The following is a 26,043-nucleotide window of genomic DNA, read 5'->3' on the forward strand; positions in this document are numbered from 1 at the left end:
TCATTGACTAAGCTAACAAGCGCGTCTGTACGTATGTGTAAAGACTGCCCACGCTTAACGCAACGAACATAGCGAGAAAAAGATGGCCATCAAACGAGGATTGTATTGGTTTTATAACGACTTGCGGCTGCATGACAATGCACTGCTTGCTAAAGCGGCCAGAGAGGTTACCTCTCTTCACTGTGTGTTTTTCCCGGAACTAAAAACGCAGTTTGAACGTCGATTTTTGCCGGTTGAAATCAATAATGATGCTAAGCAGCACTTTGCAATGCAGTCCGTCGGAGAGCTAAATCAGTCCCTCAGACAGATTGGGCAAGTGCTCCACAAGTTGGAGGCCGATAGCCTTGGGGAAGCATCGCAGCAGTTAAGCGAGTTGATTGGCCGCTACGACATTACTGACCTGTTCGTTGCACAAACAGCCAGCTGGTACGCTGAGACCGTGGTGGAGCATTTGGCTCGTCAGCACCCAAGACTCAATGTACATAGAGAAGAAAGCCACAGCTTGTTTAGTGCAAACACGCTCCCTTTCGACTTATCTGATTTGCCCGATTCATTTTCAAAGTTTCGAAAACTGATAGAAAAGCAGCCCATTACCCTTCCCGGTAGTACGGTGACTGAGCTACCACCTCCGATTAACAACCGCCAAGGACTACCAGAAGCGTACGGATGCTTCGAGCAGGCGTTAGATTTTGGAGAACAAGGCGTCCGTGGTGGTGAGCTTGCAGGACTGGCACATGTGCGAGGATATTTCGAGACGGATGCCGCGCTTAGTTACAAGCAAACACGCAATGCGCTGGATGACTGGCGAAGCTCGACTAAGTTTTCGTTGTGGCTTGCCAATGGCAATGTGTCACCGAGAACGATTGTCAGTCAACTGCATCGTTTTGAAAGGCGGTTTGGCGCGAACGAGTCGACCTACTGGATTGTGTTTGAGCTGCTGTGGCGTGAGTACTTTCATTGGTACGCTCGCTGTCATGGTGCAAGATTGTTTGCGTTTTCAGGTATTAAACACAAGTCACCTCTAACTTCATTTTATGCACAGCGATTTCGGCAGTGGGTAAACGGCACCACTCCTTATCCGGTTGTTAACGCTTGCATGCGTCAGCTCAAACAGACAGGTTATATGTCTAATCGTGGCCGCCAGCTGGTGGCCAGTTGTCTTGTCCACGAACTCGCCATTGATTGGCGATACGGCGCTAATTACTTCCAGCACACATTGATTGATTACGATGTGGCCTCGAATTGGGGGAATTGGCAATACTTGGCAGGTGTCGGGGCAGATCCCCGTGGTCATCGTAAGTTTGACTTACAAAAACAGACACAACTCTATGATCCTGATGAAGTTTTCATCCGTAAATGGGAAGGTGATGGCATATCTATGAGCGTAGATGCAGTAGATATGGTGGATTGGCCACTCGATAACGGCTAAATGACACGAATAAGGTGTCGCATCATACAGACTGAGTCAGATATCACGGGCAAAACTGACTGCCACCATACAACAGAAAAGGAGAGTAGCGATGGCGTATCAGACGGTTCGACTCATATTGGGTGATCAACTCAACTTACAGCACTCTTGGTTTTCGGATGTTGAAAATGGCGTGCTCTATCTTATTGCCGAACTAAAACAAGAATCAGAATATGTGACACACCACATTCAAAAGCAGGTCGCTTTCTTCCTCGCCATGGAGTCCTTTGCTAATACGTTGGCAGAGCAAGGGCATCATGTGGAACATTTAACGCTTGATGACAGCGCTCGGTTTGAATCGCTAGACGAACTCATTTTCGCAAAGTGTCTACATCATGGCGCTGACTATTTTCAGTATCAAAGACCTGACGAATGGCGCTTGCTCGAGCAACTGAGACAAATCGCATTGCCAGATATTGCGGTGAAAGAGGTGGATACCGAGCACTTTCTGTTGCCGTTTTCAGAGATAGAAGCACTGTTTCCGAAAGGGAAAGCCATCGTTATGGATCGCTTTTATCGGAAAATGCGCAAGAAGCACGGCATGTTGATGGAAAGCGAAGATAAACCGCTTGGAGGAAAATGGAGCTTTGATGCAGACAACAGAAATAAGCTTAAAAGCAATGACTTAAATGACTTACCTGCGCCTCTCCTTTTTGCCAATTCGACGGACGATGTCATCGATCGCATGGTTCGACACGATATCGAGTCCATCGGAGAGATCGGCCAACAATTGCTGTGGCCTATTAATCGGGAGCAATCGCTCAACTTACTCGCCCATTTTTGCCAGATCTGCCTACCTAACTTTGGTCGCTTTCAAGATGCGATGACGGCGGAGCATGAGTCGATGTGGAGTTTGTATCACTGTCGGTTGTCTTTTTCACTCAACAGCAAAATGTTGTCTCCGTTGGAAGTGTTGTACGCCGCTATCAATACCTACTCCGAATCAGAGGGCTCGATTAGCCTAGCGCAGGTGGAAGGTTTCGTGCGTCAAATATTGGGTTGGCGAGAGTACATTCGTGGAATGTACTGGAGCAATATGCCGGAGTATCAGCACAAAAATGCCCTTGAAGCACATCGGGCTTTACCCAAGTTCTACTGGACTGGGGAAACGAAAATGCGCTGCATGCAGCATGCCATCTCTCAATCGCTAGAGTTTGCTTATGCGCATCATATTCAGCGCCTTATGGTCACGGGTAATTTTGCACTATTGACGGAAATTGACCCCGACAAAGTCGAGGAATGGTATCTCGGAATTTATGTCGATGCCATCGAATGGGTCGAAATGCCAAATACGCGGGGAATGGCCTTGTACGCCGATGGTGGGCTTATTGCGACAAAGCCGTATTGCTCAAGCGGTGGCTACATCAATAAGATGAGTGACTATTGTGGTGGCTGCTATTACAACGTAAAAGAGAGAAGCGGCGAGCAAGCTTGTCCGTTTAACGGCTTTTACTGGCGTTTTATGCACAAACATCGTGACAAACTAGCAAGAAACCCACGTGTTGCGATGATATATCGCACCTGGGATCGAATGGCGCCGGAAGTCCAAGACGAGCATCTGACGACCGCAGAAGCCAACTTAGCTCGAATTGATGAGCTATAAGTCGTGAAACTGTTTAGGAGCAAGGGATGTCAGATTTAGGGTTGAACGTTTTGATTGTTGGCGGCTCAGGAGGCATTGGATGGGCGCTATGTAAGACTCTGTCTACACTTCCCAACGTGACAGTAATGGCAACCTATCGACAAGGTGTCCCGAAAGAAGCGGAAGACTATAGTGACATTGTTTGGCTGCCTTTGGATGTATGCGAGCCTTCACAATACGCGCCTCTGGTTGAAGGGATAACAGAGGTTCTATCCGGGGTGCAAGATAAGGGCGTTGAGCAGCCTGCTCGCCTAGATTGGGTCATAAACTGCGTTGGCCAGCTTTCTATCGACCAAGCGCAGCCAGAGAAAAATCTCAAATCTATTGAGGCTGAGCGGTTTGCAAAAGCGATGCAAGTCAACACATTGCCGACCCTGCTTCTTGCTCAGTATTTACAGTCTCTATTAAGGCGATCCGCTGCGCCTCGTTTTGCAACGATTTCAGCTCGCGTTGGCAGTATTAGTGATAACGGTTTAGGGGGCTGGTATAGCTACCGCTGCTCGAAAGCTGCACTGAATATGGCGCTAAAAAATATCAGTATCGAGTGGGGGCGATTAATGCCCAATTCCTGCACGGTTGCTCTTCATCCGGGGACAACCGATACCTCTCTTTCAAAACCCTTTCAAGCTAATGTGCCCGAGCACAAACTGTTTTCAACGGACAAAACTGCGCGATTGCTCATGGGTGTGTTGATGTCGCTGCAGCGCGAGAACAATGGCCAGTTTCTTGCCTTCGACGGTTCACTGATCGAGTGGTAATCGATGTTTGTTAGAAGCGCAGCGCTTTGAGCAATATTTTACATCATCCCAGCAGCGTCGCCATTTCTTGCGCCAGTTAAAGTGGCGATGACACACAGGACACAATTTACTTGGGAGGTGGGCTTTGCTGTGCATAGGGCACTCACGTCTAGCTAGGTAAGTTGATATACGAAACCTGGCCGCAGATAGGTGCAAATGTGACTATGATTCCGTGGTTGCGTCAGGTTTATTGAGATATTCGCTCGTTTATTATCTATTCTTTACACAGCAGTGGTGTAAAAGGGTCATTCTCATGAAACTCGATATTTATCAGGTAAACGCGTTTACCGCCGAGCCGTTTAAAGGCAACCCCGCAGGGGTTTGTGTTACGCAGCAGCCGCTGCCAGCATCATTGATGCTCAATATCGCAAAGGAAATGGCGATTTCAGAAACCGCATTTTTGTCGCTTAGCGATAACCGACTTCGCTGGTTTACACCGCAAGTCGAGGTCGCGCTATGTGGTCATGGCACTTTGGCTACGGTTAATGTATTAGATGAGCTTGGATTGCTAGGAGAAGGAGGGGAGTTTACTTTTCAAACTCTGTCTGGAGAGTTGTCTGCTCAAAAATCTGGTGCGCGGATTTCAATGGACTTTCCTTTGTACCCGCCGCTCCCGCGGGCATCCATTTCAGTCGAGCGTTTGGCAGCGTTAGGGCTAAGCAGCGATGATATTGAGTTTGTTGGAGAAGTAGAAGGCGGGAAAGATTTCCTAGTGTTGAAACATGAAGACAGCTTGCACCATCTTCGTCCAAACTTTAATGCGTTATTAGAATCGGATGGTCGGGCAGTGATCGCTACGGCGCAATCTTCGAGAAGCGATGTGGATTTTATTGCCCGTTACTTTGCTCCTTGGGTTGGGGTGAATGAAGACCCGGTCACGGGATCCGCCTACTGCGCTCTCGCCCCATACTGGGCAGAGAAACTCGGAAAGTGTTCCCTTGTGGGGTACCAGGATTCAGAGCGAGGTGGTTACGTCGGTATGATGGTGAAAGGCGAGCGAATTGAGCTGTGTGGACAAGCTATGACCCTAATTAGGGGTACGATTGATGTCTAATACTGGTTTTCTATTTTCATGACGCGCTGATTTTCTGTAGTCTTTGCCTTTCTATCCCGACGTGAATTTGGAGATTTTATGATTGAACACCAACAAGAGCGTCAACGTTTTGTGGTTGCGAAAGATGGCCACGAGAGTGTGTTGGAGTATAAATTAAACGGTAACCGCATCAACTTTACTCGTACTTATGTACCTGAAGTATTTCGTGGGCAAGGTATCGCCAAACAATTGGTTGATAAGGGGCTGGAATGGGCTCGCGCGGAGCAGTTTGATATTGAAGCAGACTGTTGGTACGTGGCGAAGTTTTTAGATTAACTGAAATTTTTAGGCTCACTTAAGGCTGCAGAGCGACTTTGTTTTAGATCGGCGAATCGTCAGTGACGGTTCGCCGATCTGCTTATTATTGGTTATCGATTCGGATCAAAAGGATAGGGATCAAGCCCATTACTCACCCCATCATTGTCACTATCGTTATAAATACCATCTACGGGTGCCCGTCCCCACTCTTCCAACGAGCGGTTAATGGCTTTAGACACAGAGACGTTGTCAAAATATACGGTTCTCGCGTCACGAATCTCAGTGTACATACCAAGCTTGGTATAACCGTTGTTGCCAATCAGCAGCGTTTTACCCGCACGATCGAGTTTCAACTCACCATTTACCCAGATCATCACACGACCATCAGCATCTAACGACTTTTTGAAATAGACCCGTATGTCCGTCCAAGTGTCTTGCGGCGCAACGCCAAGATCTACTGTGGGGTAATTTTTAGCGTGGTAGGTCAGTTTAAAGTCACCGTTGTTGCTCAGTCTAATAGCACCATGTGGCCCTGAACTAAAGGATTTCCACTGCGTAACGATGATGGAGTACTTAGTGATGTTTTGCCATGATGCATCAGGGCGAATGCTGGCACTATAGTAGTAGTCATCCCCCGGCGCGAAGTTGTAATCGCTGTTCATAAAGGCAATTTCACTACGATACGCGGGTGGCTCTCCATAAAATTTGAGCACATGCTCACCGGTTCTTGCCCAAGGGACGTTCTCTACTTGGTAATAGTGGTAGCTGGCTGGCTCTTTTGTCAGTGAGTCATAGCTACTTGAAAATGAAGCAGTCAGCGCTTGATTCAACCCAGATTGAGGGTCACCATTTTCGAAGCCGGCAGTGTAAATAGGGGCTGCATCCTCAATAGGTGTCGTGCGATCTATTTGGACGCTTACCCATTCTGATTCGGATAAATTGAAACCATCATCAACGCGGTAGCTAAATTCATCAAGACCGACAAAATCTACAGAAGGTGTATATAGGACTCTGCCTTCTGCGACACTAATGGTGCCGTAGGTTGGCTGTTCTGACAGAATGATGGTGAGTTGATCGTTTTCAGGGTCACTATCATTGGCGAGCACGTCACACAGTAACTGCTGATTTTCAGCGCCTACGCATTGATCCGGCTGAGTGCTGGTGGTGATATTTTCTGAGCGTGTTGGGTCGAGTGGGTAATCATCATCGACATCGGGTACACCATCATTATCATCATCGGGATCTTGGTTGTCACCAATACCGTCTTTGTCTGAATCTTTAGTTTCTGTTGGGTCGTTAGGGAAGGCATCTTCGGCATCGACAACACCGTCACCATCAGAATCCTTTGATAGTGGTGACAGGTCGAATTGTATTCTATCGACGCGCACAGAGCCGTCTCGGGCAAATAAGGTGAAAGTGTGTTCGCCTGCAGTGAGGTAAAGCGTGTGCGGTTCGGTCTGCTCAAAATTTCGTACTACCCCTGAACTGGATAGGAAAGGCATTTCCACTAAGACATCCCCTCCCTCATGCAGCTCGACAGAGCGAACTGTTGTCGAGGTTGAACCAAGCCACGCTGAGAACTCATAATAACCAGACTCTGAGACATTCACGGTATAGTTCATCCATTCATTTCGACCAAACCAGCCGACATGGACTTTGCCATCGTGAGTGGAGAAATCCACCCCTTCGTTTCGATAATTCTTTGAACCTAGATTATCCACTTCTCGATCCGAGTAGGCAACACCTTGACCACCGAGATCGAAGTCTTCCGCTTCAATGACGGTAGGGAGCTCATGAAACGGCAGAGCCCATTTGGTTGGATCCCAAGGAAAAACATCCAAACTGTCATTGATACCATCTCCATCGGTATCGTTAGCCAACGCTGTTGTCGACGCACAGGCAAGCGCAACGGCCATCACCAGTGTTCGTTTTTTTATGGTTGTGGACATAATGCCACTCCTTATTTATAGGTAAGCAAAGCTTCACCGCCAAGCGTACTTGGCGGTGGATATTGAAAATAGGAGTGCACTCACCTTCAACATAGCGAAGTTAATTTATATATCAAACTGGGTTTATATTGGTCTGGTGAATGGTTTATTGAGTCGGGTAAGTAAATTGAATATCTATTGTCGCTTTTTATATTAACAACGAGAAAGTGACGGTTTTGACTATTTAGGCCTTGTCTCTCTAGGGGTTAAATGAAGTCGGAGCTAATCTAAGTGTGCAAAGCCAATGATCTCTGGAGCTAAAACTATGATTTTGGTTCCGCACTTGAGGGGGCTTATTGGGGTAAGTCGTATAGCGTTTAAGATAGCCCACCTTTCGCTATCTATCAGTTGTTAATAGTTTTTATATCAATAAGTTGTGCTACGCGTTTTCTCAATGTTCTATTGACCACTAATATGTCGTAATTTGGAACAAAAATCCCTTCATCCCCTTCTAGTACAGGTAGTACCAGTTTGATATGCTAAAAGCGGTTCGGTGGTTTGGAGAGAAGTAACATGATGCGGAAGAATTGGGCACTGTTTGTACCCGCAATATTACTTGTAGGATGTAGCAAACCCGAAATGGATGTCAGTGACGCGCAGTTTCAGTCTCATCATGGCGAGCAGGTCGTGATAGTGCATGGTTTAGCTCGCAGCGCTTGGTCGATGCAAAATATGTCGAAGGGCATTGCAGATCAGGGTTATCAAGTTTGTGTTGTAGACTATCCAACGCTGCGTCAGCCCATTGAAAATACTTTGGATAAAAGTGCCGATGAATTGTCACGCTGCATCTCAGAGTTTAATGACTCTACTCAGAAAAGAGATAATCAGGCATTGGCGCAGCATGCTTCTGGTGAGCACGTTCCTACCAATTTTGCGCTAAAAAATCACGCCAAAATCCATTTTGTTGGTCACTCGCTGGGTGGTTTGGTGATTCGCTCTTATCTTGCTGAGCACCCTGACTTTGTTCATTCTGAGCAAATGGGTAATGTGGTCTTTGTAGGCACACCTAATCATGGCAGTGATGTTGCTGATTTCTTTTCTGATACCTGGATGTTGTCATTAGTGGGTGGAACCGCAGAATCATTGACGACAAACCCAGAGAGCTTTCCGAACCGTCTTCCGCTTCCCAACTATAACTTTGGCGTTATCGCTGGCACACAAAGTTACCCGGTGTTCAATGGTATGTTTGCCAAAACCAATGATGGTTTGGTGTCCGTTGAATCAACAAAGTTAAAAGGCATGCAAGACTTTATCGAAGTCGACATTAAGCATGACAGGTTGCGCCGAGATCCTTATGTGACCGGGCTTATAGTGCAGTTTCTTCAGGTAGGACAATTTGAACCTAGCCGTGAATGAATTAGCGGCTGACGCTTCTACTTTCTATGCTGCGGGCCGCACGCCGTAAGGCAACTGCTTGAAGAGCTTTGGATCCGATGACACATTCGGACCGATATAGGGTGCTCTCCAGTCAAGCAACATAATGGCGAGTACGTTGCGATGCTCGCCATAAGCAAAATCGAAATCGCCAGATACTGATGGGATCATGCCATGTTTCTTATCAACGGCACGAGCGATAGCGGCGCGAGCTTTCTTTACAACAGGATCATCATGAAGTCCTGCTAACAAAAAGCTGATCCCCACTTCAGCAACAATATCTTCCTTGGTGTGCTTGATAATGTCATCGATGTTGCGACGGAAATAATCATAAATCCATTGATGATCTTTTTCGTTGACGGGGCGTTGATAGTAACCCGAATCCGCTAAAATGATGTGTGTCATACCATAGAGTTTGTTGCCAAACTGCTGCTTGCTTAGGCGGTAGTCTTCGCTATCTGGGTAAGTGCGTTGGAACGCGTCGACAAACTCAGAAACCAAATCTTGCTCCCCGATCTGTCGCAACCAATACGCTTGGTTGGCAAGTTGCGCAGCCCATGCGGTAATCATTGTCTTGTCAGTCAGAACGCTTTCAAAATCGTAGCTTCGAAGTACTTTGCGTAGTTTTTGATCAGACTTATGGGTGACTCCATATTCTTGTAATCTGGCAAGATACCGTAAAAGGTCGAGCCCCATATAGAAGTAGTCTGGGTTGTTTTTGGTTGCGGCATAACGGCGCTGACTGCGCTCATCTTTACCTTTTTTGTATTCATTTAAGCGAGCAAGCGAGTGCTGACGAATTGTTTTGGGCGTGGTGACCTCTGCAGCTATTTGATTTAATCGATCAGTGACATTTGCAAGGTCGACCAAAATAGTAGTGTGGTATTTCTCGTCTTGAGTTTGGCGGTACATACGTAACCCAAAATGCCCTTGTTTATAGGGAGATAGAGAGAATAGCTTGGACTCGTAAGTATCTTTAACCACGTTCGCGTATGCCTGAAGCTGATGCTGGCTAGGAGAGTTGTTCAGATCAAAGATACTAGCACCGCTTACCAAAAAGGCACTCAGAATTAGAATCAGCAGTCTTTTATTCAATAGCATAGCGTTTACCCAGTGGATCGAGATCTTCCAAGTGTAGGAACAAACCGACAGTGCTGTGTAATGGTTGGGTCAGACTTATTATTGTTGTGAATGTGTGGTGTCAAAATGCGCGAAAGTAAATAGACAATCTTGATTTATTGGGTGAGTGAATGGATTGGTCTTTGTTATTTGTGGTGGTTATTTATACAGTTAAATGATGCTAATTCTTTGCTGATCTTTGAAAATCTTGTCTATGCTGAAAAAGCGAGGCACGGAGACTGCCTCGTAGAACAAGACTTTAGTAAGGAGTTTTCATAATGAAGTCATTAATTGTGTTCGTGCTAAGCACGGTATGTTCGTTTTTTGCTTTTGCTGATGATGCAGGTGCACCAGGCAATATCTGTTTAACTGATACGGGGCTGGTGGTAACTACTCATCTCGATACCTGCCCGAAAGACATGAAAAAACTTTAATCCGATTGAACCAGCATTCTGCTGGTTCAACTTTTGTATTCGATATTTATCCTTTGTTTTATTTTATCATTTTGAATATCTAGCTATAGAAATCAACTTATGAATAAATTCATTTCCCCAAGTAGTAAAATACCACAGTAAATTACCTGGGTATTTTACTGTGGTATTTTTATTGGAAATTAAATTAGGTCGGAATTAAATTTACCCACTTCTATTCGAATTTTTGCTGGATGACATATTGTTCTATTTTTCATCGTTATAGGTCAATGTGGCTATAAAAGATGCTTATTTTTAACCTTTTTATAACTTTATTTACCCCATTTGGATAGGTATTTTACGTTTGTGTAGCAATTGGCTTTTTCAAATTAGAGGATTTTATAATTTTGAGACATTGAGCATGACTATTTTTTCAAAATATTGATTCAGGCTATTTCAATATTTAAGTTTGGTAGTAAGTTAATAATCAACAAGCAAAGCGATATGTTCTATAGATAACATAAATAAATGTTACACACGAAGTAACATTTAATCTGTCGTCGTAGGGTTATTGTACTTGTTTGATACCAGTCAGAATGAAAGGCCACGGTGGCCTACTTATTTACCAGAAGGATGCTTGCTGAAATTTTGCGGTATGAAAGCAAACAGTGCTTTCAGACAAGCAAGAGGGATGCGCAGAATAGTTATGCTAAAAAATCTATTTAACAAACTTGGGATCGAACTTTGGTTCTCTGCCCACCTTGCCTACGGCTTTGTACAGCTAGTTTTCATTCCGATTGTCATGCCTGCCTTTGTTGCAGAGCGCACAGGCAGCTTTGCAAACGCTGGTCTAGCAATGGGGTTCTTCGGTGTTGCAGGTCTTGCAGCTCCAGTCATTGGTTTATTGGCCGATAAATTTAAGGCGCATCGCCTAGCACAGTTCCTTGGTATGATTGCGTATATCGTTGCGGGTTTCTGCTACATCGCAGCGGGTACAGATTTCAACATGATGGCAATTGGTTCGGTGTTCTTTGGTTTAGGTTCGGCGACATTGCTAATGCTTAACCCAGTGTTTATCGCGTTTGCAGGTTATGACAATAAGACGGAAGCATTAAAGCTAGGACGTATGGCGCAAGCTGCAATCATTGGTACGCTATTGGGTGGCGGCGCACTGGCTGCCCTAACTGATGGTGGTTTTGGCTACGAGACAAGCTTCTACACTATGATGGCGACTGTTGCGGTGCTGTCAGTGATTACTTTTCTAACCAATAAAGAAGCGGGTCAGCGTGTGCTGGATACGGCAGAAGCGCGTGAAAAGGCGGCGGCAGAAGAAGCTCAAGAGAAAGTGAACCTAATCAAAGTGATTTTCTCTAAGTTTGGTCTGTTTCTATTTGCAGTAGCGGCATTGTGTGCGGGTCAAGGTGCATTCCAAGCCCAGTTCCCTAACCTAATGAAAAATGCCTTCACGGTTTCAGAAGCCTTGTCGGCAACCAGCCTGTCAATTTCAGCGGTACTAGGTCTGATTATTGTTGTCGCAGCAGAGCGTTTCTCTGCGAAGTTTGGTCCAACAGCACTATTTAAGCTATGTACTGTCGCATCGATTGTGGTTATCGCGGCGCTATACTTTATCGCAGAGCTTCAGTTTATCCCTACAGTGATTCTGCCAATGGCTTTGGTCATTATTTACCTGCAAGGTATTACCGTTACAGACATGTGTTCACCAGCGGTTGCATCACGTTTGACGCGTGTTGGTGCAGGTTACACACAAGGTCTAATGATGTTCTTCATCTCAATCGGTTTTGCTACAGGTAGCGCAATCAGTGGCTTTACCGTTGAAGAATTTAGCTGGAGCGCACTACCGGTCGCGATTGGTGTACTGACAGCGATAGCGTTTGTTGCCATTTGGATTGTAACGCGTGACAAGCAATCATCAGATCACTCTGCTGACGCAAAACATGCTTGATCTAGTTTGATTTGAGCGATGAAAAAGGAGCGATTTCGCTCCTTTTTTTGTGTTTGCTGATTAGGTAGGTACGAGTAAAAGTAGCTAGGCGAACCTAAAAGCTCTGCCAAATGGCGGTGATGCCACTTAATGAACATAGCACTAGTGCTGCAAGGCGAATCTTCTCTTTCGGCAACGAGTCTGTGGTGAGCTTAGCTAACTGGTAGCCAAGCCATGCTGCTGGGATAAGTGGAACCGTAATAAACAAATGGTGCGTGGTTAAAAAACCAATGGGTGCTTGCATCAGGAGTGAAATAAACGAGCTAAACACAAAAAATGCAGAGAGGTTGCCGCGCAGCTGATTAGCTTCTTGGTGTTGAAGCAACAATGCCATTGGTGGGCCACCAATGCCGCTGCTGGTACCAAAAAAGCCCGAGAAGAAACCAGCGATCCCCATTCTTACAGGAGTTGGCTCAATGCGAACAGGAAGCAGGCTGACGACAACCGCAAAGACAACCAGTAACCCTAACCAAAGTGACAATACTTGCGTTGATACATAAAGCAGAAGCCCAGCGCCAGCAATAGAACCCGGGATACGCCCAATGATGGCCATTTTGAGTCCACCAATGGCAATGCTGCTGCGATGCTTCATTGCGTTGAGGATCGAAATAAAGAGTGCAACTAAACAGATCGGCGCAGGCACGTAGTCGGGAGATACTTGGAAGAGCAAAGGCGCGGCTACAATGGCCAGCCCAAAACCGATGGCGGTTTGCACGTAGGAGCCAACAAAAATGAGCAGCATGGCAATAAGCGATGTTTGGCTAAACCAATCAGCGAACATGGGTTGTCCCTTTTCAAACAACAATGCGAATAAGTGGCCATTGTACCTGCAACTTAGTCCAAGCGGCATAGTAAGGTGAAGATAAATCTTGCGTTGTGAGAAGGTTGTGTAACGAGGTCAGGCTCTGTAAATGCCACGAGCAACGGCCAAAGTTCAATTGATATAAAAATGGGAGCAAAAGCTCCCAAATACAATATAAAGCAACGAAAAGGTTAAATAGAGGTCTGTCGCGATATATTCCCTACAAACCGCTTATTCAGAGTTTTCCATCCCTGTGTAAAGTAGCTCTGCTGCTATCACACCAGTACTGAATGTGATACCCGCCATTAAGAGCACGATAGCGTACTTACTTGCAATGATGCATAAGCCTAAGGTATTGATAATTCTATCCATTTCACTTCTCCTTCATTCAGGAATCGTTATTGACTAACGCTATTTTACGCCAGGGAAGAGAAGGGATTTGCGATATGACGCTACTAATAATAAAGCTTTTGCAACTATATGCTGAAAAATCAGACAGCGTCATAGAATTACAACTGATTACAAAATAAACGTTTTGCAATACTTATATTCAAAGTGTTTCGATTCATTTATTTGCTGCTTTTCAGACGTATTTTTTTAAATTGGATTGGCTTTAATGGCTAAAAAATGGTCATAAAAAAGGCGATGCTACTGAGCATCGCCACCGTTAAAAAAAGCGCCTATGGCTGCTGACGAGTTGGCGCCAGAACGATTTCTCGAACACACACATTTTGAGGCTGCGCGTAAGCGAACTCAACGGCTCTCGCCACATCATCAGCCGCTAGTACGCCGCCCATGACCTCTTTCCACTCATCGTAGCCGTCTTTGATCTCTTGAGAAGTTGTATGTGACAGCAGCTCGGTCTCAACGGCACCTGGAGCGATAGTGACAACACGTACATCAGATTCAGCCACTTCTTCACGCACGTTTTCAGAGATAGCATGCACGGCAAATTTAGTACCGCAGTATGCAGCGTGATTACCAAAGGTTTTACGTCCAGCAATGGAGCTGATGTTGATGATAGTACCAGCATTGCGTGCTTTCATTGGTGCCAGCACCGCTTGCATACCATTTAGAAGGCCAATCACGTTGACGTCGAACATGGCTTTCCACTCAGATGCGTCTTGAGTGTCGATTTGGCCAAGTAGCATGACACCTGCGTTGTTGATTAACGCGTCAGCAGGGCCAAAAGCTTGTTCCGCTTTTTGAATCGCTGCTTCGAAAGTCGCTTTGTCAGTAATGTCGACTTTTTCACACAAAGTGTTTGGTAATTCTAGTGCTTCAAGTTTTTCGACGCGACGAGCAAGCAGTAATAGAGGATGGCCAGCGTCACTTAGACGACGAGCAATAGCTTCACCAATACCAGAGCTGGCACCTGTAATAACAACGAGCTTTTTCATGTGTTCACCTTAACGATTGTTTGGACTTCTCTGTGAAGTTGCTAAGTAGTTTAGTCAATTTATTATTGTTGATATATGGGGATTTAATGAAAACAGTGTTGTCATATGACAACAAAAACAAGAGAAATCTATTCCTATAATGTATTCAGTCGCTTGCATCAAATAGCGTTCAGAGCTCAACCCATAACTAGGACTTTTCGTTGGAACCTAGAGTGGGAAGGGGTAGAATCGGCCTCCCAAGGCTTGGTTTGCTTGGGGTACGAGAGGAAAGACTGATGTATAAGTGGTTATTAGTTTTGGTGATGGTCATCGCGTTGCCTACGCAAGCTCAAGGTTTTGTGCTTGAAAAACAGGCAGTGGTTGATCGCGTGGAAGTGAAAAAGTCTGTCAGGCGAATGTATTTGATGGACGGTGACGTTGTGGTTCGGGAGTATCGTATTGCTCTGGGTAAGAGTCCACGCGGCCATAAGATCCAAGAAGGGGACAACCGCACGCCAGAAGGAAAGTATTACTTAGACTTCGTGATGGATGATTCGGCCTTTTATCGCTCAATGCACATAAGCTATCCCAACCTCAGAGACAAGAATCGAGCGGAGAGTTTGGGGGTGAGCCCAGGTGGTAACATCAAGATCCACGGTTTAAAAAATGGCGATCGCCGAGCGGCACAGTTTATTCAGAGTTTTGATTGGACGAATGGCTGTATCGCCATCACTAATGAAGAGATGGATGAACTCGTTTCTTTGGTGAAAATAGGCACCCCTATCTACATTCGTTGGTAACGATGAACAACTCTGACTGCAAATTAGGTGCTCTGAGATAGCAGAGCACCATGTATCGTAAAGCACCAATTATTTCAAAACACTTGTAGCTTCAAAACACTCGTCATACTAAATGGTAGTTAGTAGCGATAAGTCATGCCCAAGCTGATGCCATAGCCTTGATTGAGTACGTCGACTTGAAGATCGTTACTCACCTTTACGTTCTTTCTCGCGTAGTGCTCACTGAAACCGCTTAAATCTAAGGTTAGATTGTCACTGAACGAATAAGCGGCACCTAGGCGATAACGCACATCTTCGCCACCAAATGAATCAATCGCTTCATCGATGCTTACGCCACCACGCAGTGCCAAATCACCAATTCTGTATTCCATCGACGTTGCATAACGTTTGCTATGACGAGATCCCTTGAGTAGCTGGATAGGATCGCTGTAATCGGCATAAGTCACACCTTGCCCATCCCAACGCGACAAGCTGAAGGTGTTATGCCAAGACCAGTTGTCAGTGATTGCGATGGTGCCGTAGACGCTGGTTATAGATGGCAGGTCAAACTGAATATTACTGTCCCCGAAATCGCTCGCTAGTCTATGTGTAGCAGCCAGTGTTAACCACGAGTTAGCTTGCCATGTTGCACTTAGCGCACCGCTCCAACCATTAGTATTCCCTTCTGTTGTTTCTAGGCTACATTTTCCCCAGAAATTGCAGTCATTGCGCTCAAGAAGGTAGTCTGCGTATTGATACTCGAGAGCAACACCGAGACTCACATCTCCCATTTTGTACGCTACGCTTGGTGCAAAAGAGACCACAATAGGTCGAACACGAGCTTGATCCAAGATACGCAGGTTAAGAGGAGGTGGAAGTTTAAATTCTGAAATCGAAATATCTGCTGCCGTACGGCTGTATGCGGCCAATCCGACATACCAATTTGATTCAAGAGGTATCACCAAGAAACCGGCCGGGATGGGGTTGGCCTTAGAGTAGGAGGATTTGGTTCCCAAAATGTCGTAATCGGTGTCCACTTGGTAACGAGTCACACTCGCTGTTACCGTAGTCGACTCTAACTGCGTCATACTCGATGGCGCTGTCGCCAAGATACTGGCGTCGACCGCGGATGCACCGTTTGCACTGGCTAGGGCACTATTAGAAGTGGATGATTCCCAAAAATTAAGGCCTGTAGCGCTTGAAATTGGCGTTAGCATTATCGTTGACAGGCCAACAGAGGCTGTTATTGCAACACGTTGTGTGAAAGACATTTTCGTAATGGTTGAGTAAAAAAGACGCATAGTCTAGCACGTGGTTTTTCGCCCATGGACAGATTTTTGTGAATAAAGATGTCAACCTATCTGAACGCTATAAAGCTCGTTGTGCTCACGGTGTTTTGCTGTGAGTAATTGCAGGTGATTTTCGAGCGGTTGGTTTACTTGGTAGCGTGTCAGACTTTTCTTGTCTGAACTGTTTTGTGCGAATAGTTGTCGTGAAGAAGCGATAGCTGGGGAAATAGAAATGTTTAATTGGGGGGGAGCATAAACATGCTTCCCCAGCTATCGCAATTCGGTTTATTTCAGGAACTGACAAGTTTTAGCTAGTTGAACTAGCGCTTCAGTTTGCCAACGTGGACGATGCTTTTGGTTGGCAATCTGGTTTAGGTAATAGGTTGTCAATGGATGGGCTGACTTTGCGTGGCTATTGGATTTCATTTGCGGGCTCTGGCTGTGCTTGTCTTTGAACATGTACGTAGTATGAGTCTTTATAGGGAAGCGAAAAACAGAGCGATTAGATCTAAATCGGTGCCTTAATTTGGGCTATATAGCGAATTCATAGCTAAATCCTCCGCTTGGAGCTAAAATAAGGAACGCTACTTTTCGCTGGGAGTGCCTATTATTGGAATCTATTAATCTCTATCGCTATTATCAGCGCCTGTTAGGTTTGGAGTTGGGTAAAGAGCACGCAGTGACTCTAGGACAAGTGTCGGAGATGCTGTTCGCCAGTCCGCGGCACACAAGATCCATTCTCAAAATGATGACTGAAAAGCGCTGGATATCATGGCTTCCAAGAGTGGGGCGCAATCAACGCTCAACTCTAATTCGTGCGTTAAGCGATGACGAGGTCAAACGAGATGTGGCATCGGGCTGGGTTAAGTCGAGTCAGTACGATAAGGCGTTAGAATTTCTGCATCATGACCAAGTCGCTTTTGGTCAATTGCTGCAACAAAATGCCGGTGCGCAGCTTTCTGAAGGTAAAGTAAGAGTACAGTTGACTTACAACCGCCCTTTTACTGCGTTGTCGCCAAGTCGGCCGCATCGCAATAGTGAGCGATTTTTGATTCGTCAGGTGCACGCTGGGTTAGTGACGTTAAATGAGCAAGGAGACGTTGTCGCAGATATTGCTCATCATTGGGAGGCAGAACAGAACTTTCACGTTTGGCGATTCTACCTTCGCCCATCGGTTTATTTCCACAATGGTAGCCCTGTGCATGCTAAAGCAGTGTCGGAAAGCTTGGCTTATGCACAATCGTTACCTTATTTTCGAAATGAGTTAGATCATGTGGTGAGTATCGAAGCGGTGGGAGAAAATACTCTTGAGGTAACGCTGACGCGGCAAGACAAAGGGTTTGCTGCATTACTTACTGATCTCAAATACTCCATTGAGCCGAGAGAGTCATTGAGTTCGGCATCGAGTTCAACAACCAAACCTGTGATTGGGTGCGGTGTATTTTCGCTGGCGGAACATACTTTGGAGAAGATGGAACTTACCGCCAATGACCGCTACCACGGTTTGCGCGCGTTGACCGATCAGGTATCAATATGGTCGCTTAAGAAGGATCTGTTTTCGGAAGAGTCCACCAGTTGCAATCATTCAGTCACCGACAGTGTAGGTCATGAAGCGACTCCCGTGATTTCACATCCAGAGCTCGACTATTTAGCGGACGAAGGTAAAAGTGAGGGGAGAACGGATTCGAAAGCTCGTATCGAACACGGATGTATGTTCATGATTTTTAATCAGCGGAACACCAACCTGAATCATGACCAACGCCGCTGGCTGAGCCAGGCGCTTAGTGGAGAACAAATTTGGAAGCAATTGCAACGGGACGACCAAAAGTTTGGCGCCCAAAATGCGACCAACTTTTTCCCTTTTTGGCAGCCGATTAAACGTCTTAGCTCTAATACTACACGGTTACCCGATACGCTGAGTATTGCTTTCTATCATCACCCGGGGATCACTCGCGGTGCTAAGGCAATGAAACGCCTTTTACAACAGCAAGGGGTAGAGGCAATCCTGCATGATTATAGCTTTGATGAGTTTATTGATAAGTCATTCAACCAAGGGTTTGAAGAAGAGTTGGTGCTCAGCAGTCTCAACCTCGATGACAATTATCAGGTTTCGGCGCTCTTGTTCTTTTTGAGTGATCCTGTTCTTCATACGACGATTGGTGATGAACTGAGTACTTGGCTTATTAAAGAGATCAACCAGATCCGTGCTAATAGCGAGGCCAGAGATTATCTCACTGAACTAGAGCCGTTTGGTTCTATGTTGATTCATGAAGGGGTGATAAGCCCAATGTTCCACCATAGGCAGACATTGAGCTTTGAAGGTGTGATAAAAGGCGTTGAGATCACCTCTTGGGGTTGGCCTCAACTACGGGATGTTTGGTCAGCAGGTTGAGTGTGAATAGACTCAGTCTCATGCAGGTGCTGGGTGATGATTTTTTGGTTTTCGGTGGTCGTTTCAAGCGATTCAGCGGTTTTGTGAATCGCCGTCGCCATTTTGGAAACGTTGCGAGTTGCGTGCAAAATGGTGCCTTGCATTGGACGTAGCAATAGCCAGTATGCCGCTACCAATGCCAATACAATTGACAGCACCAACAGTGCTAACAGCAGCAGTACGTTAAAGCGAACATCATAAGCAAATTTTTTCGTGCTGTTGGCAATAGAGTTCTGAGATTGCTCAAGCGCTCCTGGTAAGGCTGCTAGAGATGACTTAGACATCTCCGTAAGTTCATTAATGTTATCTATTGTATCGACCAACACTTGGCGCTGTTCTTCGTTCAAGCTTTCATTTTGTGATAGTAAGGTTAGTGATGTTGCTAAGTTATCGATGGCAACACTAGAGCGATTGATTGACTGCTCGATGCCGTCGAGATCCAGCATCATGTTTATGTTTACCAAAGGCTGTTCAGTTTCGTCATCAGAAGGCTGAGCAGTAGCTATCGTGTCATCGCTGGCAGCGAATGTGGTTGTGATCGGAAGTAAGGTGGCGAGGGTGAGTAAAAATAGAGTTCTCATTGGCATCTCAATAGGCAGTTTGGACTAAGTTATCTTGGCTATAAGTTAGTGCAGATTGCGCTCAGATACCAATTAAGGTTTTGTATCTTATCTAGATTTCTATTTGGCAATCACAGCTATTTATCGATTTTCACAGACGAGCGCGACTTCGCCCATGTCGCAACGGCGATTCCGGTCAGAATCAATACGGTCGCCAGCAACGACAGGTGAGACGGCGTTTCTGCCAGCAATCCCCACCCAAGAAACATAGCGATTGCTGGCACGCTTAGTTGCATCAATGACGCTTGCAGTACGTCGATAGTTGGCAGAAGGCGGTACCAAAGATAATAGCCGAGCCCAGAAGCGATGACGCCAGAAAGCAGGGCATATAAGATGCCGGACGCAGTGAATGTACTTGGTAAAGCGAACAGTACCTGGCTTAGAATCGCAAAAGCGAAAACCATCACACTGGCGACGATGAAACCTTGCTTCGTTGCTATAACCGGTGAATTAACCTGCTTTCCTAGTAACGTAAAGCCACTCCAACAGAGCCCAGAGGCCACCATTAGACTTGCTCCCAACCAAGATGGCTGAGCTGCCCCCGGTAGTAGCAGCAAGATAAATCCGCCAACAGCGACGAACATGCCGACCATCTCGAGTGGGGTGAGGGTATGTCCAGTAAGACGATGGTGAATGACAAGTGCAAACTGTACGGTACCGAATAAAATCAGCGCTCCAGTGCCAGTATCCAGTGTAATGTAAGCCAAAGAAAACAGTAGCGCATACCCAAACAAAGTAGCACCTAGTGCCAGCGATTGTTTTAATGGAATGGATGTATTTGGTGTTTGAGTTTTGATCCCCTGCCTGCGGGCAATCAAGGTACTGAGAACAATAAGTGTAGCGGCTCCGCTGATAAGACGAATTGAGGTAAAACTCACCGGATCGATAGCACTACTGCCAAGCGCTAGGCGACACAGTAGCGAATTGAATGCAAACGCCGTCATGGCGGCAAAGGAGAGTGTAACGGTGCTATTCATGGTTAAAAACTCATGGTCAAAGCCTATCAAAATCAGTAGTAAATCCTAACCCGATGCCAACATTAGCTAAACAGAGAATTGTTCATAAGATATATTACTCAGAAGAGCGTCGTCGCTCCCCTCTTAATCACAATGGAAAATGCAATGGATGTACAAGTAGTAAAAGTGGCCGCAGAGCATGATGAAGCGCTTTGTGACGTGATTAAAACAGTTGGCGCAGAATATGGAGCGATAGGTGATGGTTTTGGTCCTTCGGATCCTGAAGTGTTGGCGATGAGTGAACACTACCATGAAGGAGAGGGAAGCCTCTACTTGGTCGCCTTATTGGATGGCGAAGTGGTTGGTGGCGGTGGTATTGCTCCGTTTGGTGAGCACGCTGGGGTTTGTGAGCTGAAGAAGCTATTTTTGCTGCCGACAAGTCGCGGGCATGGATTGGGGAAAAAGCTAACAGAGCAATGTTTGGCATTTGCCAAACAGCAGGGCTATCAAAGCTGCTACCTTGATACGCTGAGCTCAATGACGGCCGCTATCAAGCTTTATGAGCTTGCAGGCTTTGAGCACCTTTCGAAACCTTATCCGGGCACGCTACATAATGGCTGTGATGTTTGGATGCTGAAAACGTTATAAACATTAAACTCAGTTTGTACAATGTCCAATTAGCTTTTCTTTTGAGCCGCCAGTGTTTCTAACCAATGCTGGTGGTAGGCGTCGACTTGCTTTTTAACAAACAGGCCGGTTAGCCAGCGAAGTCCGCCTCGCTGTGTCGATTCTGTGATAATGTGGCACCCTTGGGTGCAAGGTGTAATCAACCAAGCGTGGTACATATCGACTCCACCTGTCTTGCCTCGCCATGCAATACGCTCAAACGGTTCATACTCAACTACCGTACATTCAAAATGCATGGTTTTAGTCACCCAGTTAAATACCGTCCCTTTGTGCAGCTCGCTACTGTCACCTTTAACAATTTGCACTTGTGTCCTACGATGCTGCCAGTTCGGCCAACAAGGCGCGCGAACTATCCAATTCCAGACTTGTTCACAGTCCGTAGGCACAATCTTCTCGTTTCTTACATGCACCGGCGCATTTTTGGGGTGGAAGTACTCGGGCCATTGTATTTGCTTTAACTCTTTCATAATCATCTCGCATGGCGTAGCGGGGATGTTTTAACTATATACGCGCTTTGCGAAGTAAGCTTAGTTTCTCATTGTCGAGGATTTGTAGGGAAGTCGAAGATAGGTCTAAGCTCATCGAGGTTTTCGACTTCTTTGGCTTCCTCAATTGAAGCAACGGTTTTGAGTGCTGAGATAAAAAGGTATAGCTTATTGGGTTCAATAAAAAAGTAGTACGGTGACATATGATCGTAGTACACGGACTGTCGCGTCTCAGTCGGGAAGTGAGGATGGATCGACATGTACCAAGATTTGCGATGGTATTTGAATGAGACAACTTCATGGAAATGGAAAGAGCTATACACGGTTTGTCTTTTAAACTGAGTAAACTTAGGTGCCATTAGAGCGAATGCCGCTCCACCCGCAAAAGCCAATGGGCCAACAACAAGAAAGGCGAGTATACAAACTCCACATCCAACCCAAGCTGCTTTTCGAGTTGCGGTGTAGAACATCTCATGCGCGTTGTCTGTTGTACCTATTCGAATTCCGTGTCGAGTAAGCTCAAAATCATACGTTTGAGGTTTGAGCATAGTAGAGTAAACAAAAAGGCAGATGAGAAGCCATATAGTGGTGGAAAACAACGCAAAACCTATTGATGCATCGTTAATATATAAATACAAACCAGTAGAAATAGACAGGCAGACAAAAAATCCGATAAATATATAGTCGCTAGTCACACGTCTAGGGGTTACTGTCCAATTAAATATAGATTTTGCTTCGTCTAACGTTTTGTGCTTGGCATTGCCGTGTTGAGTATCAATTGTGGACTTTTCTAAATTATTGTTTTTTATTTCTGTGTTGAACATCATATGCTCGCTAATGTAATTCCACTTGTGGAAGTAGAGGTGGTTGTATTCGAAACAATAGTTACTTTCTTTTGACTGTTAAGTGTGATGATGAACTCTGGTAATGAGCCCCCTTCATACCCCACGCGAAGCTTTACCTTGTTGAGTTTAGTACTGATCCAACACCTGACTACTTGGTAGCCTTCTACATCTATGATTTTGCTGCTAGATAAATTGGCGACGTTTGTATCACAAACTTCGATGAACGGAGCCTGGTTTAGTTTGATGAAAGAAATATCTACAATGTAGGATTCTGGTTTGATAGGGATTTTACCGAAATACGTTATATCTTCGATGTACGTTGTATATTGGATGTCTTGTATTTTGGCTGTGGGTTGGAAAATTAAACTATAATACTTATTTAGTTCTATTTCTTTTGGCCAGCTTTTTGAGTCAGCTCCCCACTTGGATTGACTTAGCCACTTCTCCAAAGGTGTTTTCTCCAAAAGGTATATTAAAATTGATAGAACAAGAAAAACGGCACTACCCCAAAACAACGTGCTTGGAGCCCAGGTTGGGAGAGCTATTGATAGAGGTAGTCGCTTGAGAATTACGTTATCAAAGTAACGAATTAACACTAGAGCTTGAGCTAAAAGAGCGCCAGATCTACCTACGATTAATGCTCTTAAGAGAGGGGCTTTTTCTGTTTGGGCTCGTTTTAGGTCTCGATAAGCGTCCCAAATAGCTGCGGCTGCCCCAGCGAAACATCCCACGGCTATCCCCCTAAATAAAAGTGTAGTCATTCTACTCGTCAAGGTCGTTTCTCCGATGCTGGAAACTTCTTTGATACTGACTTTCAGAAGGTTCATACGTGTGTTACGACCTAACCAATATTTAGCTGCACTCTCTGCAGTCGCCCCAATAGCATGTAGAGTCCACAAAAAACTAATACTCAGATCTTCCCATGCTTTTCTATATTGTTTCGATTCCTCCGGCAGTGATCGAAGAGTATCCATAGATGTTTGCAGATTGAGCAAGTTTATTAGAACAATAGTGGAATTAAGTAATCCGCCGACAGATTGAGCGCCATGAGCTGCTTTCTCCTTAAAGTTATTATAAGAAGCACTCACATACTGCTCGACTTGCCTACTCACCTCAGCCCTAAACTGAGTACTTCGGTCGTTGTTAACTATGGTGATGAAGTCAGTGTTTTGTAGTGTCTTAGCAAATCGCTTTTGTAGATTTAGCAGCTCTAGGGCGCGTTGTTGATAGAGTTTTCTGCTCATGATTTTTTCATCGTATAGACGTTTTTTGTGCTCGATAATGTCGCGTAGCTGTTGGCGTGCTGTTTGTGAGGCTTGAATATAGTCGCGGTTGATTTTGAGGGTAAAGCGATTAACGGTTGCACCCCAAAGAGACATAAGTAGCAGCCGTTTGGGCTGGGAACCGGTACTGGGTGTCAATGGGAAAAGGGCGAGCAAAATCCTATCAAAAGCACCTGAGGTCGAATCTACAACGGAGGAGGTAATTGCCTGCATGACTTTTTTAGAATGCTCGTCGAGAATACTGAACCAGTGTTGTTCTCTGACATCGGGCTGTTCAACCCAAGCGCTGAAGTTGTTGGTAACGCCAAGAAGATCCGAGAACCGAGACATACCAGCAAAATCAGCATCGTGATTGAAATCTCGCGCTATGGCTTGAGCAAGAGCTTTACTGCCTCCATAAGGGGCGTAGGCGAGTATAGTACGTTCACTCAACAAACGATTGACACTAGATTGGCTTTTTTCTCTATGCTCTGCTCCTGTTTTTAAAGTTGTGACCACAAGATCCATAAGGTCGAGATACTGATCGACACCTTGTTTAGTTTGGTTGTCGATCCCCAAAGAAATAGGATCGTCGTCGAGATCTCGAATTAGTGCGCATAGAAGGTCAATACTGAGCCCCAACTGCGCATCGACTCGATCGAGTTGTTGGTCTAACTGGGTAGAGAAGGCGTCGAGCCTTGACCAGTCAACGTATTTGTTGAGTGATTTCTTTTTCGCCCATTGCGCGTGGATATCACCGCTCGGCCGATACCCCCATACGTTTAAAAGTTTCTCTCGAGCTTTTGTTGAGTGTTGACTGCCATGTCTCATGGTGTTGGCGAGGTTAGTGTTTTTTACCTGCTTAGCCATCGTTTCCACATCGAGTGCCACGAGATACTGATGTAGATCTTGTTCAAACTGGACATAGTTCTCTTGAGTTACCTTCGATGGCCAGTGTTTTTGGTCTATTTGGACGCGAGCAAGGTTGCGCACTATCCCAGCCATCAATAGCTTGTGATGTGTCTCTTCATCTCCTTCAGTGATCATCAAATAATCTCGAACATGGTGGAGAATAGGATAAGTCAGGTCTTGAAGATCAGAATAAGGGTCATCAAGTGCAACGACTAGCTTGTCTGGGGTTGTTGCATTGGCTAGCCACTGTGCTGAGTCGAAGGCTGGTTTTACATGATTTAGTGGGTGCTCAGATTGTCCCGAAGCGGACGCCGAGCTGTGAGCGAATTGATGTTCTACATGATTATCCGCGAGTGAGTCTAAACCTTCTGCATTGCTGGTGTGCTTTTGAGGGGTTTGCTGACAGCGGATCCGACGCATAAAACGAGTTCTAAGATACGCCTGCTCACTAAGCGTGTTTTTGATTCGCGGTGTCCATTGAAACAGAGAGAACGCGAGACTCAGTGTCGTGCCTTCAGGATATTGGATGCCACCGTTACTTATGACCGCGCCATTTATCTGATGCTCTTTGAGTTCTTTAGTGGTTTCGTTAAACACATATACCCAGCCATCTCTGAGCTGGCGGGTAATTTTTGGTAGTACTTTATTAAGCTTATGCTGTGCGTAAGGTGCTGGCGGTGGATTGGCTAAGAACTCGGTGTCGTAAGCATAACGAATCGGGACAATTGAAATAGGTAGAGCGACTTCTTCAACCTCGTTCTGCGAGTTAGTTGCAGTGTTTATTTGATCATGTGCGCTATAAGGTTGTGATACGCGGCTTTCAGCCTTAGAACTTTTGCCGCTGTTTTGCGATGAGCCGCTTTGTGATGAAGGATTTGATGACGACTCGGACTTCGACTCACTTTGTTTAGATTCCGATGTCTTTGCTTTACTACCAGAGCTTGATGAAGCTGCAGGCGATTTGCCAGCATTGCCGATGAAGACATTTCCGCTGCCGGCGACAATTTGTCCTCCATGCGCGGTGCCATCTCCCATACGTGCTGCGGGTTTGCCATCAATAAATACGGAAGATGATCCTTCCTTAATCGTGTCTGGTGGACCAACGCAAATCAGCTTATCGCCTTTACGAGCGGCAGGCATACCATTGATGGTGATACTGGACGAGCCAGCAGCAACAGGACCTCCGATGTGGGAGACTTTAGCTGTGGTTTCTGGACACTGATGATTGTCGCCGATTCGCGCGGCTGGCTTTCCCATTTCGGACTCTAACGTAGACTAAATATCGAGAGATGCTAGCATGGTGTAGGTAGTCATATAAGTTAGGTTGCATAAAGTGCGAAGTGCCTCTTGAGGACTAGTACTTTTGATTCATTTGCTGCAAAGACTGAGGTCAGTTTTGTGGCATTAAATGTGTCAGTATCTTCATGTTATCGACACATAGCTTT

At 45.6% G+C, this 26,043-nt stretch carries 23 protein-coding genes; 11 read left to right on the forward strand and 12 right to left on the reverse strand.

Annotated elements, in window-relative coordinates:
* Positions 1-82: 82 nt before the first annotated feature.
* From ACVA6Q_RS01670 to ACVA6Q_RS01680, 3 genes are all read left to right on the forward strand, one after another.
* Positions 83-1,429, forward strand: a complete 1,347-nt coding sequence (locus ACVA6Q_RS01670) for a DASH family cryptochrome (RefSeq protein WP_446646271.1) — start codon at positions 83-85, stop codon at positions 1,427-1,429.
* 91 nt (positions 1,430-1,520) lie between these two features.
* Positions 1,521-3,071: a cryptochrome/photolyase family protein gene (locus ACVA6Q_RS01675; protein ID WP_446646272.1), complete on the forward strand. Its 1,551-nt coding sequence runs from the start codon at positions 1,521-1,523 to the stop codon at positions 3,069-3,071.
* 41 nt (positions 3,072-3,112) lie between these two features.
* A complete protein-coding gene (locus ACVA6Q_RS01680) occupies positions 3,113-3,868 on the forward strand; it encodes an SDR family NAD(P)-dependent oxidoreductase (protein ID WP_446647156.1) in 756 nt (251 codons plus the stop codon).
* On the opposite strand, the gene ACVA6Q_RS01685 is transcribed toward ACVA6Q_RS01680, so the two are convergent.
* Positions 3,851-4,003: a DUF2256 domain-containing protein gene (locus ACVA6Q_RS01685; protein ID WP_446646273.1), complete on the reverse strand. Its 153-nt coding sequence runs from the start codon at positions 4,001-4,003 to the stop codon at positions 3,851-3,853. The two genes, ACVA6Q_RS01680 and ACVA6Q_RS01685, sit on opposite strands and share 18 nt — an antisense overlap.
* Positions 4,004-4,160: 157 nt before the next feature.
* Between ACVA6Q_RS01685 and ACVA6Q_RS01690 the strand changes: the two genes are divergently transcribed.
* Together ACVA6Q_RS01690 and ACVA6Q_RS01695 are read left to right on the forward strand one after the other, a co-directional pair.
* Entirely contained in the window at positions 4,161-4,961 is an 801-nt protein-coding gene (locus ACVA6Q_RS01690; RefSeq protein ID WP_353499928.1) for a PhzF family phenazine biosynthesis protein, read from the forward strand.
* 78 nt (positions 4,962-5,039) lie between these two features.
* Positions 5,040-5,276, forward strand: coding sequence for a GNAT family N-acetyltransferase (locus tag ACVA6Q_RS01695; protein WP_446646274.1), 237 nt, complete (start codon positions 5,040-5,042; stop codon positions 5,274-5,276).
* A 92-nt stretch (positions 5,277-5,368) separates the two neighbouring features.
* Here ACVA6Q_RS01695 and ACVA6Q_RS01700 read toward each other — a convergent pair whose 3' ends face one another.
* The gene (locus tag ACVA6Q_RS01700) at positions 5,369-7,207 is read right to left on the reverse strand and encodes a heparin lyase I family protein (RefSeq protein ID WP_446646275.1); all 1,839 of its coding nucleotides are present in this window, start codon (positions 7,205-7,207) and stop codon (positions 5,369-5,371) included.
* A gap of 552 nt (positions 7,208-7,759) precedes the next feature.
* Between ACVA6Q_RS01700 and ACVA6Q_RS01705 the strand changes: the two genes are divergently transcribed.
* Complete coding sequence (locus tag ACVA6Q_RS01705; RefSeq protein ID WP_353499925.1) at positions 7,760-8,602, forward strand: alpha/beta fold hydrolase; 843 nt, start codon at positions 7,760-7,762, stop codon at positions 8,600-8,602.
* A 24-nt stretch (positions 8,603-8,626) separates the two neighbouring features.
* On the opposite strand, the gene ACVA6Q_RS01710 is transcribed toward ACVA6Q_RS01705, so the two are convergent.
* A complete protein-coding gene (locus tag ACVA6Q_RS01710; RefSeq protein WP_353499924.1) occupies positions 8,627-9,721 on the reverse strand; it encodes a DUF3541 domain-containing protein in 1,095 nt (364 codons plus the stop codon).
* Between the two features lie 296 nt (positions 9,722-10,017).
* On the opposite strand from ACVA6Q_RS01710, the gene ACVA6Q_RS01715 reads away from it, so the two are divergent.
* Positions 10,018-10,173 carry a hypothetical protein gene (locus ACVA6Q_RS01715; protein WP_353499923.1) on the forward strand — a complete coding sequence of 52 codons (156 nt, stop codon included), beginning with the start codon at positions 10,018-10,020 and terminating at the stop codon, positions 10,171-10,173.
* A gap of 682 nt (positions 10,174-10,855) precedes the next feature.
* Positions 10,856-12,112, forward strand: a complete 1,257-nt coding sequence (locus ACVA6Q_RS01720) for an MFS transporter (protein WP_446646276.1) — start codon at positions 10,856-10,858, stop codon at positions 12,110-12,112.
* Between the two features lie 94 nt (positions 12,113-12,206).
* Here the strand turns inward: ACVA6Q_RS01720 and ACVA6Q_RS01725 are convergent, their stop codons facing one another.
* The 3 genes from ACVA6Q_RS01725 to ACVA6Q_RS01735 form a co-directional block, all read right to left on the reverse strand.
* Entirely contained in the window at positions 12,207-12,932 is a 726-nt protein-coding gene (locus ACVA6Q_RS01725) for a sulfite exporter TauE/SafE family protein (RefSeq protein ID WP_353499921.1), read from the reverse strand.
* 252 nt (positions 12,933-13,184) lie between these two features.
* Positions 13,185-13,325 carry a hypothetical protein gene (locus ACVA6Q_RS01730; RefSeq protein WP_353499920.1) on the reverse strand — a complete coding sequence of 47 codons (141 nt, stop codon included), beginning with the start codon at positions 13,323-13,325 and terminating at the stop codon, positions 13,185-13,187.
* A gap of 308 nt (positions 13,326-13,633) precedes the next feature.
* Positions 13,634-14,353 carry an SDR family oxidoreductase gene (locus tag ACVA6Q_RS01735; RefSeq protein ID WP_446646277.1) on the reverse strand — a complete coding sequence of 240 codons (720 nt, stop codon included), beginning with the start codon at positions 14,351-14,353 and terminating at the stop codon, positions 13,634-13,636.
* A gap of 272 nt (positions 14,354-14,625) precedes the next feature.
* Here ACVA6Q_RS01735 and ACVA6Q_RS01740 point away from each other — a divergent pair, with 272 nt between their 5' ends.
* Positions 14,626-15,132 carry a L,D-transpeptidase family protein gene (locus ACVA6Q_RS01740; RefSeq protein WP_446647157.1) on the forward strand — a complete coding sequence of 169 codons (507 nt, stop codon included), beginning with the start codon at positions 14,626-14,628 and terminating at the stop codon, positions 15,130-15,132.
* Positions 15,133-15,251: 119 nt separating this feature from the next.
* On the opposite strand, the gene ACVA6Q_RS01745 is transcribed toward ACVA6Q_RS01740, so the two are convergent.
* A complete protein-coding gene (locus tag ACVA6Q_RS01745; protein ID WP_446646278.1) occupies positions 15,252-16,382 on the reverse strand; it encodes an OmpP1/FadL family transporter in 1,131 nt (376 codons plus the stop codon).
* A gap of 628 nt (positions 16,383-17,010) precedes the next feature.
* Between ACVA6Q_RS01745 and ACVA6Q_RS01750 the strand changes: the two genes are divergently transcribed.
* Positions 17,011-18,792, forward strand: coding sequence for an SgrR family transcriptional regulator (locus ACVA6Q_RS01750; protein ID WP_446646279.1), 1,782 nt, complete (start codon positions 17,011-17,013; stop codon positions 18,790-18,792).
* Here ACVA6Q_RS01750 and ACVA6Q_RS01755 read toward each other — a convergent pair.
* Both ACVA6Q_RS01755 and ACVA6Q_RS01760 read right to left on the reverse strand, forming a co-directional pair.
* Entirely contained in the window at positions 18,762-19,412 is a 651-nt protein-coding gene (locus ACVA6Q_RS01755; protein WP_446646280.1) for a hypothetical protein, read from the reverse strand. The two genes, ACVA6Q_RS01750 and ACVA6Q_RS01755, sit on opposite strands and share 31 nt — an antisense overlap.
* Before the next feature lie 116 nt (positions 19,413-19,528).
* Positions 19,529-20,428, reverse strand: a complete 900-nt coding sequence (locus ACVA6Q_RS01760; RefSeq protein WP_446646281.1) for a DMT family transporter — start codon at positions 20,426-20,428, stop codon at positions 19,529-19,531.
* Between the two features lie 144 nt (positions 20,429-20,572).
* Between ACVA6Q_RS01760 and ACVA6Q_RS01765 the strand changes: the two genes are divergently transcribed.
* Positions 20,573-21,055 carry a GNAT family N-acetyltransferase gene (locus ACVA6Q_RS01765; RefSeq protein WP_418642745.1) on the forward strand — a complete coding sequence of 161 codons (483 nt, stop codon included), beginning with the start codon at positions 20,573-20,575 and terminating at the stop codon, positions 21,053-21,055.
* A gap of 29 nt (positions 21,056-21,084) precedes the next feature.
* Here ACVA6Q_RS01765 and ACVA6Q_RS01770 read toward each other — a convergent pair whose 3' ends face one another.
* From ACVA6Q_RS01770 to ACVA6Q_RS01780, 3 genes are all read right to left on the reverse strand, one after another.
* Positions 21,085-21,561 carry an SRPBCC domain-containing protein gene (locus tag ACVA6Q_RS01770; RefSeq protein ID WP_418642746.1) on the reverse strand — a complete coding sequence of 159 codons (477 nt, stop codon included), beginning with the start codon at positions 21,559-21,561 and terminating at the stop codon, positions 21,085-21,087.
* A gap of 68 nt (positions 21,562-21,629) precedes the next feature.
* Complete coding sequence (locus ACVA6Q_RS01775; protein WP_446646282.1) at positions 21,630-22,403, reverse strand: hypothetical protein; 774 nt, start codon at positions 22,401-22,403, stop codon at positions 21,630-21,632.
* Entirely contained in the window at positions 22,403-25,855 is a 3,453-nt protein-coding gene (locus ACVA6Q_RS01780) for a PAAR domain-containing protein (RefSeq protein ID WP_446646283.1), read from the reverse strand. Before ACVA6Q_RS01780 ends, ACVA6Q_RS01775 begins: the two co-directional genes overlap by 1 nt.
* Positions 25,856-26,043: the final 188 nt, after the last annotated feature.

Source organism: Vibrio sp. DNB22_10_4 (assembly GCF_052879755.1).

Excerpts from the sequence above, each read along its gene's own strand:
- ACVA6Q_RS01670 (WP_446646271.1), top strand. The coding sequence starts at position 83 with ATGGCCATCAAACGAGGATTGTATTGGTTTTATAACGACTTGCGGCTG.
- ACVA6Q_RS01675 (WP_446646272.1), top strand. The coding sequence starts at position 1,521 with ATGGCGTATCAGACGGTTCGACTCATATTGGGTGATCAACTCAACTTA.
- ACVA6Q_RS01685 (WP_446646273.1), bottom strand. The coding sequence starts at position 4,003 with ATGCACAGCAAAGCCCACCTCCCAAGTAAATTGTGTCCTGTGTGTCAT.
- ACVA6Q_RS01690 (WP_353499928.1), top strand. The coding sequence starts at position 4,161 with ATGAAACTCGATATTTATCAGGTAAACGCGTTTACCGCCGAGCCGTTT.
- ACVA6Q_RS01695 (WP_446646274.1), top strand. The coding sequence starts at position 5,040 with ATGATTGAACACCAACAAGAGCGTCAACGTTTTGTGGTTGCGAAAGAT.
- ACVA6Q_RS01700 (WP_446646275.1), bottom strand. The coding sequence starts at position 7,207 with ATGTCCACAACCATAAAAAAACGAACACTGGTGATGGCCGTTGCGCTT.
- ACVA6Q_RS01705 (WP_353499925.1), top strand. The coding sequence starts at position 7,760 with ATGATGCGGAAGAATTGGGCACTGTTTGTACCCGCAATATTACTTGTA.
- ACVA6Q_RS01710 (WP_353499924.1), bottom strand. The coding sequence starts at position 9,721 with ATGCTATTGAATAAAAGACTGCTGATTCTAATTCTGAGTGCCTTTTTG.
- ACVA6Q_RS01715 (WP_353499923.1), top strand. The coding sequence starts at position 10,018 with ATGAAGTCATTAATTGTGTTCGTGCTAAGCACGGTATGTTCGTTTTTT.
- ACVA6Q_RS01720 (WP_446646276.1), top strand. The coding sequence starts at position 10,856 with ATGCTAAAAAATCTATTTAACAAACTTGGGATCGAACTTTGGTTCTCT.
- ACVA6Q_RS01725 (WP_353499921.1), bottom strand. The coding sequence starts at position 12,932 with ATGTTCGCTGATTGGTTTAGCCAAACATCGCTTATTGCCATGCTGCTC.
- ACVA6Q_RS01730 (WP_353499920.1), bottom strand. The coding sequence starts at position 13,325 with ATGGATAGAATTATCAATACCTTAGGCTTATGCATCATTGCAAGTAAG.
- ACVA6Q_RS01735 (WP_446646277.1), bottom strand. The coding sequence starts at position 14,353 with ATGAAAAAGCTCGTTGTTATTACAGGTGCCAGCTCTGGTATTGGTGAA.
- ACVA6Q_RS01745 (WP_446646278.1), bottom strand. The coding sequence starts at position 16,382 with ATGTCTTTCACACAACGTGTTGCAATAACAGCCTCTGTTGGCCTGTCA.
- ACVA6Q_RS01755 (WP_446646280.1), bottom strand. The coding sequence starts at position 19,412 with ATGAGAACTCTATTTTTACTCACCCTCGCCACCTTACTTCCGATCACA.
- ACVA6Q_RS01760 (WP_446646281.1), bottom strand. The coding sequence starts at position 20,428 with ATGAATAGCACCGTTACACTCTCCTTTGCCGCCATGACGGCGTTTGCA.
- ACVA6Q_RS01765 (WP_418642745.1), top strand. The coding sequence starts at position 20,573 with ATGGATGTACAAGTAGTAAAAGTGGCCGCAGAGCATGATGAAGCGCTT.
- ACVA6Q_RS01770 (WP_418642746.1), bottom strand. The coding sequence starts at position 21,561 with ATGAAAGAGTTAAAGCAAATACAATGGCCCGAGTACTTCCACCCCAAA.
- ACVA6Q_RS01775 (WP_446646282.1), bottom strand. The coding sequence starts at position 22,403 with ATGTTCAACACAGAAATAAAAAACAATAATTTAGAAAAGTCCACAATT.
- ACVA6Q_RS01780 (WP_446646283.1), bottom strand. The coding sequence starts at position 25,855 with ATGGGAAAGCCAGCCGCGCGAATCGGCGACAATCATCAGTGTCCAGAA.